Source organism: Nocardiopsis eucommiae, assembly GCF_965344335.1.
GTDB lineage: Bacteria > Actinomycetota > Actinomycetes > Streptosporangiales > Streptosporangiaceae > Nocardiopsis > Nocardiopsis eucommiae.
On record NZ_CBDRIY010000029.1, the window covers coordinates 63,712 to 78,560 of the forward strand.

At 72.8% G+C, this 14,849-nt stretch carries 13 protein-coding genes; 5 read left to right on the forward strand and 8 right to left on the reverse strand.

Annotation, left to right across the window (positions count from 1 at the left end; genetic code table 11):
* Positions 1-107 precede the first annotated feature (107 nt).
* Positions 108-1,502 (reverse strand): MFS transporter, encoded by a 1,395-nt coding sequence (locus tag ACRWK8_RS18685; protein ID WP_431871846.1) that lies wholly within the window; start codon positions 1,500-1,502, stop codon positions 108-110.
* A 216-nt stretch (positions 1,503-1,718) separates the two neighbouring features.
* On the opposite strand from ACRWK8_RS18685, the gene ACRWK8_RS18690 reads away from it, so the two are divergent.
* The gene (locus ACRWK8_RS18690; RefSeq protein WP_378735878.1) at positions 1,719-2,153 is read left to right on the forward strand and encodes a VOC family protein; all 435 of its coding nucleotides are present in this window, start codon (positions 1,719-1,721) and stop codon (positions 2,151-2,153) included.
* 45 nt (positions 2,154-2,198) lie between these two features.
* Here ACRWK8_RS18690 and ACRWK8_RS18695 read toward each other — a convergent pair whose 3' ends face one another.
* The 5 genes from ACRWK8_RS18695 to ACRWK8_RS18715 are packed head-to-tail and all read right to left on the reverse strand — an operon-like array spanning position 2,199 to position 9,549.
* Positions 2,199-3,359 carry a vWA domain-containing protein gene (locus ACRWK8_RS18695; RefSeq protein WP_431871848.1) on the reverse strand — a complete coding sequence of 387 codons (1,161 nt, stop codon included), beginning with the start codon at positions 3,357-3,359 and terminating at the stop codon, positions 2,199-2,201.
* Positions 3,356-5,632 carry a DUF5682 family protein gene (locus ACRWK8_RS18700; RefSeq protein ID WP_431871850.1) on the reverse strand — a complete coding sequence of 759 codons (2,277 nt, stop codon included), beginning with the start codon at positions 5,630-5,632 and terminating at the stop codon, positions 3,356-3,358. Before ACRWK8_RS18700 ends, ACRWK8_RS18695 begins: the two co-directional genes overlap by 4 nt.
* On the reverse strand, positions 5,632-6,753 hold the full coding sequence (locus ACRWK8_RS18705) for an ATP-binding protein (RefSeq protein WP_378735872.1): 1,122 nt from the start codon (positions 6,751-6,753) through the stop codon (positions 5,632-5,634). The genes ACRWK8_RS18700 and ACRWK8_RS18705 overlap by 1 nt, the downstream gene beginning before the upstream one ends.
* A gap of 1 nt (position 6,754) precedes the next feature.
* Positions 6,755-8,305: a DUF5691 domain-containing protein gene (locus ACRWK8_RS18710; RefSeq protein WP_431871853.1), complete on the reverse strand. Its 1,551-nt coding sequence runs from the start codon at positions 8,303-8,305 to the stop codon at positions 6,755-6,757.
* A complete protein-coding gene (locus ACRWK8_RS18715) occupies positions 8,302-9,549 on the reverse strand; it encodes an SWIM zinc finger family protein (protein ID WP_431871865.1) in 1,248 nt (415 codons plus the stop codon). Before ACRWK8_RS18715 ends, ACRWK8_RS18710 begins: the two co-directional genes overlap by 4 nt.
* Before the next feature lie 378 nt (positions 9,550-9,927).
* On the opposite strand from ACRWK8_RS18715, the gene ACRWK8_RS18720 reads away from it, so the two are divergent.
* Complete coding sequence (locus tag ACRWK8_RS18720; RefSeq protein ID WP_378735868.1) at positions 9,928-11,352, forward strand: cytochrome P450 family protein; 1,425 nt, start codon at positions 9,928-9,930, stop codon at positions 11,350-11,352.
* Positions 11,353-11,663: 311 nt separating this feature from the next.
* The gene (locus tag ACRWK8_RS18725; RefSeq protein ID WP_488186461.1) at positions 11,664-12,557 is read left to right on the forward strand and encodes an alpha/beta hydrolase family protein; all 894 of its coding nucleotides are present in this window, start codon (positions 11,664-11,666) and stop codon (positions 12,555-12,557) included.
* Positions 12,558-12,645: 88 nt separating this feature from the next.
* Here the strand turns inward: ACRWK8_RS18725 and ACRWK8_RS18730 are convergent, their stop codons facing one another.
* Positions 12,646-12,873, reverse strand: coding sequence for a DoxX family protein (locus ACRWK8_RS18730; RefSeq protein WP_431871855.1), 228 nt, complete (start codon positions 12,871-12,873; stop codon positions 12,646-12,648).
* 12 nt (positions 12,874-12,885) lie between these two features.
* Positions 12,886-13,515 carry a TetR/AcrR family transcriptional regulator gene (locus tag ACRWK8_RS18735; protein ID WP_431871857.1) on the reverse strand — a complete coding sequence of 210 codons (630 nt, stop codon included), beginning with the start codon at positions 13,513-13,515 and terminating at the stop codon, positions 12,886-12,888.
* A gap of 89 nt (positions 13,516-13,604) precedes the next feature.
* Between ACRWK8_RS18735 and ACRWK8_RS18740 the strand changes: the two genes are divergently transcribed.
* Together ACRWK8_RS18740 and ACRWK8_RS18745 are read left to right on the forward strand one after the other, a co-directional pair.
* Positions 13,605-14,012, forward strand: coding sequence for a nuclear transport factor 2 family protein (locus tag ACRWK8_RS18740; RefSeq protein ID WP_431871859.1), 408 nt, complete (start codon positions 13,605-13,607; stop codon positions 14,010-14,012).
* On the forward strand, positions 14,009-14,845 hold the full coding sequence (locus tag ACRWK8_RS18745) for a Rossmann-fold NAD(P)-binding domain-containing protein (protein WP_431871861.1): 837 nt from the start codon (positions 14,009-14,011) through the stop codon (positions 14,843-14,845). Before ACRWK8_RS18740 ends, ACRWK8_RS18745 begins: the two co-directional genes overlap by 4 nt.
* Positions 14,846-14,849: the final 4 nt, after the last annotated feature.

Sequence of the window (14,849 nt, forward strand, 5' to 3'; positions counted from 1 at the left end):
GATGCCCAGGTGGTACCCAGTTCCGCGGGAGAAGCACGAAATCGGCGGATCTTGTTGTCCAGACGTGCCCGGGGCCCGACGCGCCAGGCGCCGGACCCCGGAACCGCTCAGGAGTCGACGGTGACCCGTGGACGCGGCGCCCGGGTCAGGACCAGGACCGCGACCACCACCAGCAGCACGAACCCGCCCAGGGCCAGGGCGACGCCGTGCAGTGCCCCCGTGAAGGCGGCGCCGACCAGCTCGCCGCCGGTGAGGACCGCCAGGGCCGCGCCGACGATCGCGATGGAGACGGTCTCCAGGCTGAGCCGGGTCGCGTTGAACACCCCTGCGGCGGTGCCCACCCGCTCAGGCGGGACCGCGCCCAGCCCCAGGCCGTCGATCATCCCTCCGGTGAGACCCACACCCGTTCCGACCAGCAGGAACGGCAGGAGCACCGTCCACGGGGTGGAGTCGGGGCCCAGCGTGGTGAAGCCGAGGACACCCGCCCCCAGCAGGAGGAGCGCGCCGACCACCACTGCCGTGGGCGGGAACCGGTGCGCCAGTTCGGCGCCCACGGTGGGCAGCACCAGGGTCGGGACGGTGAGGAGCAACAGCCACAGTCCCGTCGTGCCCGCGCCGAGGCCGACCACGTTGATCAGGTAGGACGGCAGGTAGACCAGGAGCGGCACCAGCACCGACATGAAGGTCGCGGCGGCCAGCGCGTAGGCCACGAACCGGCGGTTGGCGAGCAGCCCGAGATCGACCAGGGGCTCCTCCCGGCGGCGCTCCACCACGGCGAAGAGGCCGAACAGGGCCGCCGAGACGGCCAGGAACCCGGCCAGCACCGGCGCACCCCGACCGGGACCCTCGACCAGGCCGCCGATCAGCGTCAGCAGGGCGGCGGTGAACAGGGCTCCGCCGAGCCAGTCCACCGATCGCCCGTCACCGCGCATCGCGGGGACCCGCGTCACCAGCAGCAGGACCGCCCCGGCCACCAGGGCGGGCCCGGCGAAGGCGAACCGCCAGCCCAGGTTCTCGACCAGCAGTCCGGCGACGGCGGGGCCGAAGGCGGTTCCGGCGCCCAGCACGGTCCCGAGCAGTCCGAAGGCCCGCGCACGCGCCGGTCCCTCGAAGGCCAGGGCGAGCATGGAGCCGCCTCCGGCCACGGCGGCTGCCGCGCCCACGCCGCCCAGGGCGCGCAGGGCGACCAGCGCCCCGATGTCCTGGACGAGCAGGCTCGACAGACCGCTCACGAAGAAGAGGACGACGCCGAAGGCGTAGACCCGGCGGCGCCCGACCGCGTCCGCGATCGACCCGGCACTGACCAGGAAGGCGGCGAAGCAGGCGTTGTAGGAGTTGACCACCCACTGCGCGGAGGTGAGCCCCACGCCCAGCTCGCGTTGGATGTCGGGCAGAGCGACCGAGGCCCCGGTCAGGGCCAGCGGGAGGAGGAGGGTGGAGAGCAGGACGGTGACGAGCACGATGGTGCCGCCGCCCCTGCCTGGGGACAAGGAAGTGTTCACGGGTACGTCCGGTGTGGAGAGAGGGACACCGGGCAGCCCGAAGGACCGCACCGGCAGGGAAGCTGATGCGGCGGTCGGAACGATGTGGGATCAGGCCGCCGCTAGAGGGCGGCCAGCTCTTTCGCGAGCGGCATGGTCGCAGGCTAGCCCGAGCCGCTCCGCGAAGCCAGCGATATTCCCTTGGGCGAGCGAAGGCGCCCGGTCTAGGGTGGGCCGATGACCACGATCAGAGAGTTCCAAGTCACCTTCGACTGCGCCAGTCCCGAGCGCGTGGCCCGGTTCTGGTGCGAGGTGCTGGGGTACGTCGTGCCGCCGCCTCCGGAGGGCTTCGCCGACTGGGACGAGTTCAACCGCGCGCTCCCGCCCGAGCAGCAGGACTCCGCGTTCGCCTGCGTCGACCCCTCGGGCAAGGGGCCCCGCCTGTTCTTCCAGCGCGTCCCCGAGGGCAAGACGGTCAAGAACCGGGTGCACCTCGACGTGCGCGCCGGTACCGGTCTCGTCGGGGACGAACGCCTCGCCACGCTCCAGGCCGAGCGGGAGCGGCTGGAGGCGCTCGGCGCGGAGTGCGTCCGCGTCATGCGCTCCGACGGGTTCAACGAGTCGTGCATCGTCATGCAGGACGTCGAGGGCAACGAGTTCTGCCTGGACTGAGCACCGGGCGGGGCCGCAGGGGGTCCGGCCCCGCCCGGGGCCGGATCACTCGTCCAGGTGCTTGTCGACCCAGGCGTCCAGGGGCTGGCCCTGGATCGCCGCGGCCATGAGTTCCGGGAAGGCGTCGGGGGTGCACGCGAACGCCGGGACGCCGAGGTCCGCGAGGGCCGACGCGTTCTGGCGGTCGTAGAAGGGCGCCCCCTCGTCGGAGAGGGCCAGCAGGACCACCACCTGCACGCCCGCCGACTTCATGGCGGCCACCCGGCGCAGCATCTCGGCGCGGACGCCACCCTCGTAGAGGTCGCTGATCAGGACGAAGATGGAGTCCTGCGGGCGGTCGATGAGCGTCTGGCTGTAGGCGATGGCCTTGTTGATGTTGGTGCCGCCGCCGAGCTGGGTGCCGAAGAGGACCTCCACCGGGTCGGTGAGCTCGTCGGTGAGGTCGACGACGGCGGTGTCGAAGACGACCAGGGACGTCTTCAGGGTGCTCATGGACGCCAGGACCGCGCCGAACACGCTGGCGTAGACGACCGAGGAGGCCATCGAACCGCTCTGGTCGATGGCCAGGACCACGTCCTTCTGCACGCCCTGGCTGCGGCGCCCGTAGCCCACGAGGGTCTGCGGGATGACCGTGTTGTGCTCGGGCAGGTAGTGCGCCAGGTTGTGGCGGATGGTGGCGTTCCAGTCGATGTCCGCGACCCGGCGGGGGCGGTGCGTGCGCGCGGAGCGGTCGATCGCCCCGCGGATCACCGACCTGGTCTTCTGCGCGACCCTTCTCTCCAGGTCGTCGACGACCCGGCGCACGATGGTCCGGGCGCTCTCCCGGGCCTCGGCGGGCATCACCTGGTTGAGGGAGAGCAGCGTCCCGACCAGGTGCACGTCGGGTTCCACGGCCTCCATCATCTCCGGCTCCAGCAGGAGCTGGTGCAGACGCAGGCGGTCCATGGCGTCGGACTGCATCACCTGCACGACCGTGGACGGGAAGTACTCCCGGATGTCGCCCAGCCAGCGGGCGACACGGGGCGCAGATCCGCTCAGGTCCGCGCCGCGTTCGTCGCCGGAGGCGGCGGAACGGTCGCGTCTGTTGTACAGCGCGGCCAGTGCGGAGTCCATGGTCTGGTCGGCCCCGGTCAGGGTCGCGCACTGGGACGGTGCGCCCAGGACCAGGCGCCAGCGGCGGGCGCGTTCGGTGGTCTCCGTGCTCACGCGCGGCTCCTTTCGAGTAGTGCCGTCACGGCGGCCACCGCAGGGGCGGCACGACGGGTGTCGACGGGGCGGCGGGTCCGCACCGTGGTGGTGCGACCGCCGTCCGCCCGGGTGACGGCGGTGCCGATCTCGTGGCGTTCGGCCGAGCCGAAGGCCCCGAAGGTACGGCGCAGCAGCGGCAGGACCGCGACGAACCGTTCCTCGGACAGGCTGAGCAGCCACGTGTCGATGAGGCCGAGCAGCCGCTCGTCGTGGACCAGGATGAGCCCGCTCCCCTGGAGGAAGCCCTCCAGCCACGCGGCGGCGCGGGTGGGTTCGGTGCCGGGCGACATCGTCAGGCCGAGCCTGCGGTGCAGTTCCTCGGTGGAGATCCGGCCCGCGTCCGCGAGGATGCGGTTGACCCTGCCGCCGATCCGCCCCGGGACCTGGTCGCGAGCGGCCAGCGACTCCAGCGCCTCCGTCCAGCCCCGTGCGTCCTCGTCCAGGAGGGACACGGCGGCGTGCGTCTGGTCGATCGACGTGACGAACCGGGCCGCCGCGTCGTCGTCCAGCCCGCGTACGGCCGGGGCCAGGCCCACGCACACCCGGGCCAGGATCCGCAGGGCGACCGTGCGCAGGTACGCGGCGTCGGTCCCGCGCACGTCCCCGTACCGGGCCGCGCGGGCCAGCGGCGGCAGCGCCGCCATCAGGTGGGTGATGTCCGCGTCGGTGGCGGCGCGGTCGGTGAGCAGGGCGAGCACGTCCGGCAGCGCGTCGCCGAGCTCGGCGAGCAGGCACTGTTCGGTGAGCGCCGTCAGGGTGGGCAGTTCCGCGTCGGCGGCGACCTCCACCACGCGGGCGGTGGCCGCAGATGCCACCGTGGTCCCCCAGGGCGCGGCCTCGATCAGCGCCACGTCCATGTCCGGGTCCCAGCGCAGCCGCCAGGACTCCCGGAAGGTCCCCTTCGCCTGGTGTCCGGAGGCCCGCGGCACCCCCCACTCGATCCCGAGCACGCGCAGCCGGTGCAGCAGGACGCTGCGTTCGCGCTGGCCGTCCTTGCGCAGGTCGAGGTCGAGATCGCGGTCGAAGGCCTCGGGCTTGAGGCGGAGCCGCTTCTGCGCGGCCATGAGGTCGCGCTGCAACGGCACCATGGGGGTGTCGGGGGGCACCGAGCCGAGACGTTCACCGATCACCATCCGCCCGTGCACCAGGGCGGCCCGGGTCTGCTCGCCCTCGCAGAGGACGGCGGTGACCGCCTCGGAGACCTCGTCGAGCCCGGCGAGCGGTCGGCCGCGCAGCACGGCGAGGCTCTCGGCGAGCCGGACGCCCTCGATCACGTGCGAGGAGGAGACCGGCTGGCCCTCGTCGCGCAGGAGTCGGGCGGCGTCCGTGAGCCACCGGTGGATCGGCAGGTCGGGTGAGGTGAACAGGTGGTGGTACCAGCCGGGTGAGGTCACCCCCGCGCCGTAGCCGCTGGCGGTGGCGAGCCGCCCGTGCGTCCACGGCACCCAGGTGGCGGTGGTCTTCACCTTGGGCAGCCCCCTGAGCAGGGCGGCGTCGTCCTTGACGGGGTGGTCGTAGAGGTCGCGCAGGGCCGGTGCGTGCCAGGCCCCGCACACGACGGCCACCCGTTCGTAGCCCTCCTTGAGCACGGCGCGCAGGGTCTGGCGCATGTACGCCTCGCGGCGCGCGTCGCGCCCGGTCTCGGGGCCGGCCTCCGCGCGGACCGCCGCCATCGCGTCGGTGATCGCGGGGAAGGGCGAGGGTTCGCCGTCACCGCGCTGCTCCACGACGTCGTCCCACCAGCGTTCGGCGTCGTCGTACCCGGCGGCCTCCGCGAGCACCCCGAGGGGGTCGGTGCGGACCCGGGCGGGTGCGCTCGGGGACTCCTCCGGCCCCTGTTCCCGCTCGGCGGCCTCCGCGCGTTCGATCCGCTCCGCGAGCGTGTGGGAGGCGGGCAGGTCGCAGAAGCGCACCGGAACACCGCGCTCGTGGGCGTGGACGAGGGCGGCCCACTCCGGGGAGAACGACGCGAACGGCCAGAACCCCCAGCTCTCCCTGGACCGCGCCGTCCCCGCCTTGGGGGTGTCGGCCAGGTGGACCAGCAGCGCCACCGGTGGTTCCAGACCGCCCACCAGGGAGGTGATCGCGTCGGCCTCGGGCGGCCCCTCGATCAGTACGATGTCGGGCTTGATCTCGTCCAGGGCGGCCGCCACGGCCCGGGCCGAACCCGGGCCGTGGTGGCGGACACCGAGGACACTGACCTTGTCGGTGCCCAGTCGGGGTCGTCCCATCAGGCGCCCACCTCGCGGCAGGCGCGGTAGAAGTCGCCCCAGCCGTCGCGTTCGCGGGCGACGGTCTCCAGGTACTCGCGCCAGACCACGCCGTCGGAGACGCGGTCCTGGACGACGGCGCCCTGGATCCCCGCCGCGACGTCGGCGGGGCGCAGCTGACCGTCACCGAAGTGCGCGGCGAGCGCGATGCCGTTCGTGATCACGGAGATCGCCTCGGCGGTGCTCAGCGTGCCGCTGGGCGACTTGACCTTGGTGCTGGCGTCCTCGGTGACCCCGGAGCGCAGCTCGCGGAAGACGGTGACCACCCGCTGGATCTCGGTGAGGCTGGTGGGCACCTCGGGCAGCTCCAGGGAACGGCCCAGCTGCTCCACCCGCTGGGTGACGATGCGGACCTCGTCCTCGGCGCTGTCCGGGACGGGCAGCACCACGGTGTTGAAGCGGCGGCGCAGCGCGCTGGAGAGGTCGTTGACCCCCCGGTCGCGGTCGTTGGCGGTGGCGATGATGTTGAACCCGCGCTGGGCCTGCACCTCCACGCCGAGCTCCGCGACGGGCAGGGCCTTCTCCGACAGCACGGTGATGAGGCCGTCCTGCACGTCGGAGGGCATACGCGTGAGTTCCTCGATACGACCGATGGAGCCGCGAGCCATGGCGGTCATCACCGGGCTGGGGACGAGCGCGGCCTCCGAGGGCCCCTCGGCGAGCAGGCGGGCGTAGTTCCACCCGTACCGGACCGCCTCCTCGGAGGTCCCGGCGGTGCCCTGGACCAGCAGGGTGGAGTCGCCGGAGACCGCCGCCGCGAGGTGTTCGGACAGCCAGGTCTTGGCGGTGCCGGGGACCCCGATGAGCAGCAGGGCGCGGTCGGTGGCCAGGGTGGCCACGGCCACCTCGACCACGCGGCGCGAGCCGATGTACTTGGGCGTGATCTCGGTGCCGTCGTCGAGGGTGGTGCCCAGCAGGTACTGGGTGACCGCCCACGGGGAGAGACGCCAGCCCGGGGGGCGCTGACGGTCGTCGGCACCGGCCAGGGCCTCGAGCTCGGTGGCGTAGGTCTGCTCGGCGTGCGGGCGCAGCGCGCTGGCCGTGTCGGTGCTGAGGCCGGAAGCGGCGGCGGAGGTGGTCAACTTAGAGCTCCCTGTGCATGTCGAGCCGGAATCGGAGGGTGTCGCGGAGGCGGAGGTAGGCGGGGCCCTCCTCCGCGTGGGGTGGTTCCCTGGGCAGGAGGTCGAGGTGTTCGGGCGGCATGTGCTCGGCGGCGGCCTCGCAGAGGAAGCGGTAGCCGCGTGAGTCACGGGTGCCGATGGGGCCGGTGAGGCGGCGCGCGACCGCCTCGGAGAGCGGGAGGGTCCACGGGGCGTCGACCGCGTGCAGGACCTGCCCGAGGACGTCGCTCCCCCCGAGGGCCGGACCGCCGCCGTCGGGGCCGAGCGCGGCGACGACCCGGTCGCACCGCTCCTCGGTCGGCAGCGCGGCCAGCAGCTCCCGGGTGCGGGGCCAGTGCCGGTCGCGGCCTCCGGAGCGGAGCAGCTGGACGAGCCCGCTCCGTGGGTGGTCGAGGAGCGCGCGGGCCCACGTGGGGTCTGCCTGGAGGCAGACCGCGTCGGCCAGCGCCTCGCGCAGGTCCTGCTCGTCCTCGGCCAGGTCGAGGACGCCCGCCGGGTCGGTGTCCAGGAACGCGGTCCAGGTGTCCAGCGGGGCGTGGGTGATCAGGACGCGGCCGAGTTCCCAGCGCGCCCTGCGGGTCTCCGGCCGCTCCTTCGGGGTCACGAGGGCGAGGTCGCGCAACCGGTCGGCGCTCGGGACGTCCATGTCGACCACGTCCAGGGCGCGCGGCGGACCCTGGTCGCGCCCCAGGTGGGCACGGAGGTGGGCGCGGAGCCGGTGCGCGTGGGCGCTGTCCGGCAGCCGGGTCAGCAGGGCCAGGGCGAGGCCGCGCACGTTGGCGCCACGGTCGTCCAGGGCCCGGTCCAGCACCGGCTCGTCGTCCGGTCCGAGGTTGACGGTCAGGGCCTCCAGGAGGCCGCGCCGTTCCTCTCCCCTGCTCTCCTTGGGCAGGGCCTCGGCGAGGAGGTCACGGGCGGCCGCGGGGTCCGTGGCGCGCAGGGCGAACAGGGACCGGCGGCGCTCGGCGGGGGTGCCCTCGTGCCAGGCGGCGTCGGTGTGGACGTCGGTGGGCAGGGGCTCACGGGCGATGAAGGACCACGCGCCGTTGTGGGTGGCCAGCCAGGTGCCCCGCGCACCGACGACGGAGGCGACCAGGGGGCGCAGCGAGCTGTCCCGGGAGGCGCGTTCCAGCAGGTCCGGGATGTGGACGTGGCTGACCCTGCGCCCGCCCCGGGCGGCGTGCTCCAGCCATTCGGGGAGGAGTTCGGAGCGGCTGGCGAGGAGGACGTCCAGCCGGTGGTTGGCGGCCGGCCCGATCTCCGGACGGGCGTCGGGTGCGTCGGGGGTGACGGGTTCCGCCGTGTGCGCCGTGTACCCGGCGCGGGTGCGCACGGCGTCCAGGGCGACCAGGTCCAGCAGCCCGGCGGCGCCGTCACGGGCGCTCCGGGGCAGGTCGGGCAGGTCCGGGACGGGGCGGCGGGCGGTGCCGACCAGCGCGGTGGAGACCAGCCGGTCCCAGGAGGGGGTCTCGGGGGAGGTCGGTCCCGAGGGGTCCGGAGGGGTCGGGTTCACAGGGCGACTGCCTTTCCGTCGGCGTCCCACAGGGTCATGGGGCTCAGGCCGGTGTCCGGCGACCACTCGGCGGCGATGGTGGCGGGGCGTCCGCCGGTGGCGGCGAGGAACCGCCACAGCTCGCCTCCGGCCAGTGGGAGGGAGGTCCCGGTGGGGTCGGCCAGGTGCCAGCCCTCGGCACGGGCGGGGACCGCGTTCTCCAGCACCACCGGCCAGGCCTCCAGCCACGGGTCCTCGGCCAGGGCCCCGGCGAAGGAGTCCAGGGCCTGCTCGACGGTGCCCCCGGGCGGGGGCGTGGCCGGGCGCTCGTCCCCCTTGCCGACCCGGACCGCGCGGCGGCCGTCCGGGTGGAAGGCGAGTTCGCCCTCGAACTCGGTGCCGGGGCGGAAGACGGCGTCCGGAGTCTCGGTGGGCCGGGCGAAGGTGAGGGAGAGGGCGTGGCGGCCGGTCGTCGCGCCGTACAGCCACTGGCGGCGCCCGCGCATGCGGTCCGGGGTGAGGACGTCCCGGTGGCCGAGCACCCGCCACGTGTCCGCGACCCGCTCCCCGCTGGCCAGGACCTCCTCGGCGCGGGTGGCGATGCCCACGCGGGAGCGCAGCACCGCGCGGGTCCGGGGGTCGTCGCCCTCACCCGCGAGGTAGCCGTCGACCAGCAGGTGCAGCATGCCCAGGCGTTCCAGGAGGCGGTTCGTCCAGCCGTCGGCCCCGACGTTCTGGGGCAGCTGGGTGACCAGGGTGGCGGCGCCGCCCGCCTTGGCGTCCACCAGGCGTTTGGCCATACGGTCCCAGTGCCCGTAGCCGAGTTGGGGGATCTCCGCGAGGCCGCCGTCCACCTGGTCGTGCAGCCACAGACGGAGCTCCTCCAGCCCCGCGGTGACCGAGCGCTCCCTGGCGCGCAGGGTGGCGGCGGCCTTCTCGGGGTCGACCGGGGCCGAGGCGGCGGCGCTCGCACGCTCCTGGCGGGCCACCCGGCCGGAGAGCCACGTGGCGACCCATTCGGGCCGGTCCTCGCGCTCGGCCAAGGTGCCCTGGCTCCACAGGGAGAGCAGCGCCAGGACGTGCTTGCAGGGGATCTTGCGGCTGGGACAGCTGCACTTGTAGGCGGGGCCCTTGTCCCCGTCCAGGTGCGCGGCCGCCAGGTAGGGCTTGCTCCCGCTCCCCTTGCACTCACCCCAGACGGCCGAGGTGCCGCCGCCGTCGGCGACGACCACTCCGCTCCGGGGCCACGATCCCGCCTTGGCCACCTTGAGAGCGGCCTTGTGTGAAGAGGGGTCCGGAGCCAGAGCCCAGACTTCGTCGGTACTCCATCGATCGCTCACACAGGCAACTCTAGGGAGCACCACTGACAATCCGGGATGCTCGGGACAGTCACCCAGAGCGGGACAAACAATATAAAACAATCGTGAAGAACAAAGGGGGCGACCCAGATAATCCGTTCCTGTTGAAAATCCGGTGTCGACGCTCCTAGAATGCCACGACCAGGTTGGCTCGATCCCCGGCCGCCGCCCCGAAGCGATTTCGGGATCTCCCGCTTCCCCCTTCCCGTCACCATGACAGTGCCACGTCCTCTCGAAGGGAGGGAAGCGGCCCCGCGAACCTTTTTCCGGGTGTCCGCACCCGAAATGACCACGACTCAGCACGGTGATTCCCAGGGCACGGGGCTCGGCGCGGACCAGGGCGGGCGGAACCCCGCTCCCCCCTCCACCCAGGGATGCCCGGTCGACCACGTCCGGCTCTACGACCCCACTCCACCCGAGGGGCGCACCGAACTCTGGCAGCGCCTTCGGGAACGGCACGGCCCCATCGTCCCGGTCCAGCTGGAACCCGGGGTACGCGCCTGGCTGCTGCTCGGCTACCAGGAGAGCCTCGCCGTCCTCCAGCAGCCGCACCTGTTCTCCCGGGACACCCGCAACTGGCGCGAGGCCAACGAGGGGCGCGTGGACCTCGACAACACCGTCGCGATGATGACCTGGCTGCCCAACGCCTTCTACGCGGACGGAGCCGACCACGTCCGGCTGCGCGCGCCGATCATGGACGGTCTGGCCAGGATCGACATGACCGCCATGGCCCGCACCGTGCACCGGATCGCCGACGGACTGGTCGACCGGTTCGTCAGGGACGGCGAGGCCGACCTCATCGGGGAGTACGCCCAGATGCTCCCCGCCCTGGTCGCCAACCGGCTCTTCGGCCTGCCCGACAGCTACGGACACATGCTCAACGACCTCACGGCGGTCATCTTCAGTGAGGACTCCCAGCGCTCGGAGGAGTCCATCACCGGCCTCCAGCAGTACTTCGCCGGGCTGGTCGCCCGCAAGGCCAACAAGCCCGGGCAGGACCTGACGAGCTGGATCCTCGAACGTTCCACGGACCTCAGCCAGGAGGAGGTCGCCTACGCGGCGTCCCTGGTGGTCAGCGCCAGCCACATGATGACCGTGCACCTCATCGGCAACACGATGCGCACGCTGCTCACCGACGACCGCATCCGCTCCGCCAACACGGACGCGCGCCTGTCCACGCACGACCTCCTGGACCACGTCATGTGGAACGACAGCCCGCTGCAACTGCTGGCCGGGCGGGTCGCGCTCCAGGACGTGCGGATCGGCAACGCGCGGGTCCGCAAGGGCGACGCCCTGTACCTCGGCGTCGACGCGGCCCACCGGGACCCGGCCGTGCGACGCGGCAGGTCGGACCCGGACACCGGCCTGTCCAGCGGCAGCCGCGCCCACCTGACCTTCGGCGCCGGTCCGCACAGCTGTCCCGCCCGTTCACTGGGGCGCCTGGTCGCCTCGACCGGTGTGACCGTGCTCCAGGAACGCCTGGGTGGGCTGCGGCTCTCGGTGCCCCCGGAGGAGCTGCGCCTGTTGCGCTCCCCGTTCCTGCACGGCGTACGGGAGCTGCCGGTGACCTTCACCCCCGGGCGCGTGAGCGAGCCGCCCGCCCTCCTGACGCAGGAGATGGAGCAGGTCCCGGCGGTGGCGGAGGAGGAGCAGCCGCCCGAGGACCTGCTGGGGAAGCTGTTCAGCTGGTGGCGCGGTCTGGGCCGGTAAACGTCGGTCGTCCTTTTCGACCGTGTGAACCGGGACGTCATCAGCACTGGTGGTTCAACGGATGCGTGTTCACGCCTTCGTCTTCATAGTGAACGCACGCCCACGGAAACGGGTGGAAATCCCGTGCGTTCTCCCGCGAAACACCGACGGGAAAACGGTTCCGTGGCGTCCACGGCGACCCGTGGATTCCCGCTGCGCGAGAAAAGGAAGACGACGTGAGTACCGATCATCCCCTGTCCCCCGCGTCCCCCTCTCCGGTACCCCGCACCATCCGCTCCCGCCGGAGCGCCCCCGCCCGCACGGCCGCCCGGGTGCCGCGCACCCGCTCCTGGGCGGCGGCGGTCGCCGCGAAGTCCGCTCTGGTGGTGGGTCTGGCCCTGTTCGGCGCGGGCGCGGCCGTCGCCCCGGCCCAGGCCGCCAACCCGCACGAACGCGGCCCGGACCCGACGGAGCAGAGCGTGACCGCGCCTCGGGGCCACTTCGACACCGACACCACCTCCGTGTCCTCGCTGGTGAGCGGCTTCGGTGGCGGAACCATCTACTATCCGACCGACACCTCACAGGGCACCTTCGGTGGTGTGGTGGTCGCCCCCGGGTACACCGCCGGCCAGTCGTCCATGTCCTGGTACGGGCACCGCTTCGCCTCGCAGGGCTTCGTGGTGTTCACCATCGACACGACCACCCGGTACGACCAGCCGAACAGTCGGGGCCGCCAGTTGGAGGCCGCCCTGGACTACCTGGTCGACCGGAGCGCGGTGAGCGACCGCGTGGACGGTGACCGCCTGGCCGTCATGGGGCACTCGATGGGCGGTGGCGGCACCCTGGCCGCCATCGACTCGCGGCCGGAACTGCGCGCGGCGATCCCGCTGACCCCCTGGCACACGCAGAAGAACTGGTCGAGCGTGCGGACGCCCACGTTGGTCGTCGGCGCCGAGAACGACGTCACGGCGTCGGTCCGTTCGCACGCCATCCCGATGTACGAGAGCCTGCCCGACTCCCTCGACCGCGCCTACCTGGAGCTGCGCGGCGCGAGCCACTTCGCGCCGAACGTCTCCAACACCACCATCGCGAAGTACGGCATCTCCTGGCTCAAGCGGTTCGTGGACGAGGACGAGCGCTACGAGCAGTTCCTGTGCCCGCCGCCCCGCACGGGGATCGGCACCGACTTCTCCGACTACCGGGACTCCTGCCCGCACGGCGGCTGATCCGGGTGGCCGGGTCGACGTGACGAGGCCCGGCGGGGCCGGTGGGGAGCCCCTCCCCGCCGGCCCCGTTCCCGTGGGCGCCGCCATCTCACGCCCGGGGTTCCAGGGGCGCCCGGGTCAGTCGCCCCCAGGCCACCAGGACCGCCAGGGCGAGCACGACCACGTTGAAGGCGACGTCGGTCTCGCCCCGGAGGAGGTGGAAGGCGATGGCGGACACCTGGAGCCCCGCGCACCCGACGGCGGCCAGGACGGTCAGCCGGGGCAGGACGCGGGTGAGCGCCGGGAGGAGGACCCCGAGCCCGCCGAGGATCTCCAACCGTCCCAGATGCTACTGGTCAGGGGCGTCCTGAACAGGATCGCCTTCCCTGCGGAGCCGCCCTCCCGCGCCTTCGTGGAGGGCCTCACCAGCCGCCTCGCCCCCTCCGGCCGCCTCGCCCCCTCCTGACCGCCCCAGGACGGACCGCGCCAGTTCCCGGAGGCCCTCCCTCGGGTCCGCGCCGGACTCCTCCCGAACGTGCTCGACGAGGTCACTACGCACCGCCGCCAACAGCGCGTGCGCGAGGAAGTCAGCGTTGCGCGGCCCTCGCGCCCGGATGACCAGGTCCGCCAGGTGCTGGTGGAGCCGGTCGTAGCTCTCGTTGCCGTACGGACTGGCGAAGCCCTCCTGTTCCAGTGCCAGCGCCAGCACCCGGTGTCGCCGCTTGAACTCCCAGACACGGGTCAGCAGGTCCGGCACGTTCTCGGGCAGTGCCTGGAACTCACGGGCGACGTACTCGTCGTACAGCGCCCGAATCAGGCCGCTGCGGTCACCGAAGCCGCGGAAGACCGTGCCCTTGCCGACCCCCGCGGCCCCCGCCACCGCGTCCATCGAGATCTGGTCGGGGTCGGCCGCCTCGTCGAACAGACGGGCCGCCGCCGCCAGAATCGCCTCTCGGTTACGCGCCTTGTCCGCCCGCACGGACCCCACCCCCCAAAGCGGACCGACAGTCCGCTATTGTCGAAACGGACCAACGGTCCGATTATGTGTCACAGCTTAGAGGAGCAACTGTGCCCGACAGTCCCACGACGGTCTTCCACCGCGCCAGCGAACACCTGCTCTCCCACGACATGCGGGCCTTCACCGCCCTGTACGCCGAGGACGCCGTGATGGAGTTCCCCTTCGCGCCCCCGGGGGCACCCCGACGCCTCGAAGGGAGAGAGACGATCGAGGCCTACCTGGCCGGCTACACCGACAAGCTCAACGTCCTGAGCGTGCACGACGTCACCGTCCACCAGACCACCGTCCCGGAGGTCATCATCGCCGAACTGGCGGTGAGCGGACGCCGGGTCCCCACCGACGCACCCTACACAGCCCGCTACGTGGCCGTTCTGACGATCTCCGGCGGCCTGATCCAGCACTACCGCGACTACTGGAACCCGCTCGACCTCGGATCGGACGCGGAGGCCGCGCTGTGACGATCCTGATCACCGGCGCCACCGGGACGACCGGCTCCCGCCTCGCCCGCCGCCTGGACGGCCACACCGCTCCCGTCCGGCGGGCAGGGCGCTCCCCCGGCGCCGACGTACGTTTCGACTGGTCGAACCCGACCACCCATGCGGACGCCCTCCGGGGTGTACGGGCGGTGTACCTGGTGCCTCCCCCCGGCACCACCGACCCGGAGACCCCGGTCATCCCCTTCCTGGAGACCGCCCGCGCCGAGGGGGTGGAGCGGGTGGTCCTGCTCGGCTCGTCCGCGGTGCCGATCGGAGCCCCGGGTCTGGGCGCGCTCGGAGCTCGCCTGGGCTCCTTCGTCCCCCACCCCGTGGTTCTGCGTCCCACCTGGTTCTCCAGCAACTTCACCGGCGATCACCCGCACGCCGACTCACACCGGCGGGACGGTGAGATCGTCAGCGCGACAGGGCAGGGCAGGACCCCCTTCATCGACCCCGGTGACATCGCGGCCGTCGCGGCGCGTGCGCTCACGGGGGAGGTTCCGGCCGGGGCGGACCTGGTGCTGACCGGGCCGCGACCGTTGAGCTTCGACGAGGTCGCCGCCACGCTGGCCGAGGCCACCGGACGTCCGGTTCGGCACCGCCGTGTCAGCGTGGCCGAGCTGTCCCGGCACCATCAGGGGTACGGGCTGCCCGAGCGGTTCGCGGACCTGCTGGCCGCCATGGACGAGCGGATCGCCGCCGGAGCGGAGGACCGCACGACCACGGTGGTGGAGGACGTCACCGGCAGGGCGCCCCGCTCCTTCCACGAGTTCGTCTCGGAATCACTCGGTGCCGGGACGGGTCCTCCGGCCTAGAGAG

Bases quoted from the DNA above. Each gene is read 5' to 3' on its own strand.
- ACRWK8_RS18690 (WP_378735878.1), top strand. From the start codon at position 1,719: ATGACCACGATCAGAGAGTTCCAAGTCACCTTCGACTGCGCCAGTCCC.
- ACRWK8_RS18720 (WP_378735868.1), top strand. From the start codon at position 9,928: ATGACCACGACTCAGCACGGTGATTCCCAGGGCACGGGGCTCGGCGCG.
- ACRWK8_RS18700 (WP_431871850.1), bottom strand. From the start codon at position 5,632: ATGGGACGACCCCGACTGGGCACCGACAAGGTCAGTGTCCTCGGTGTC.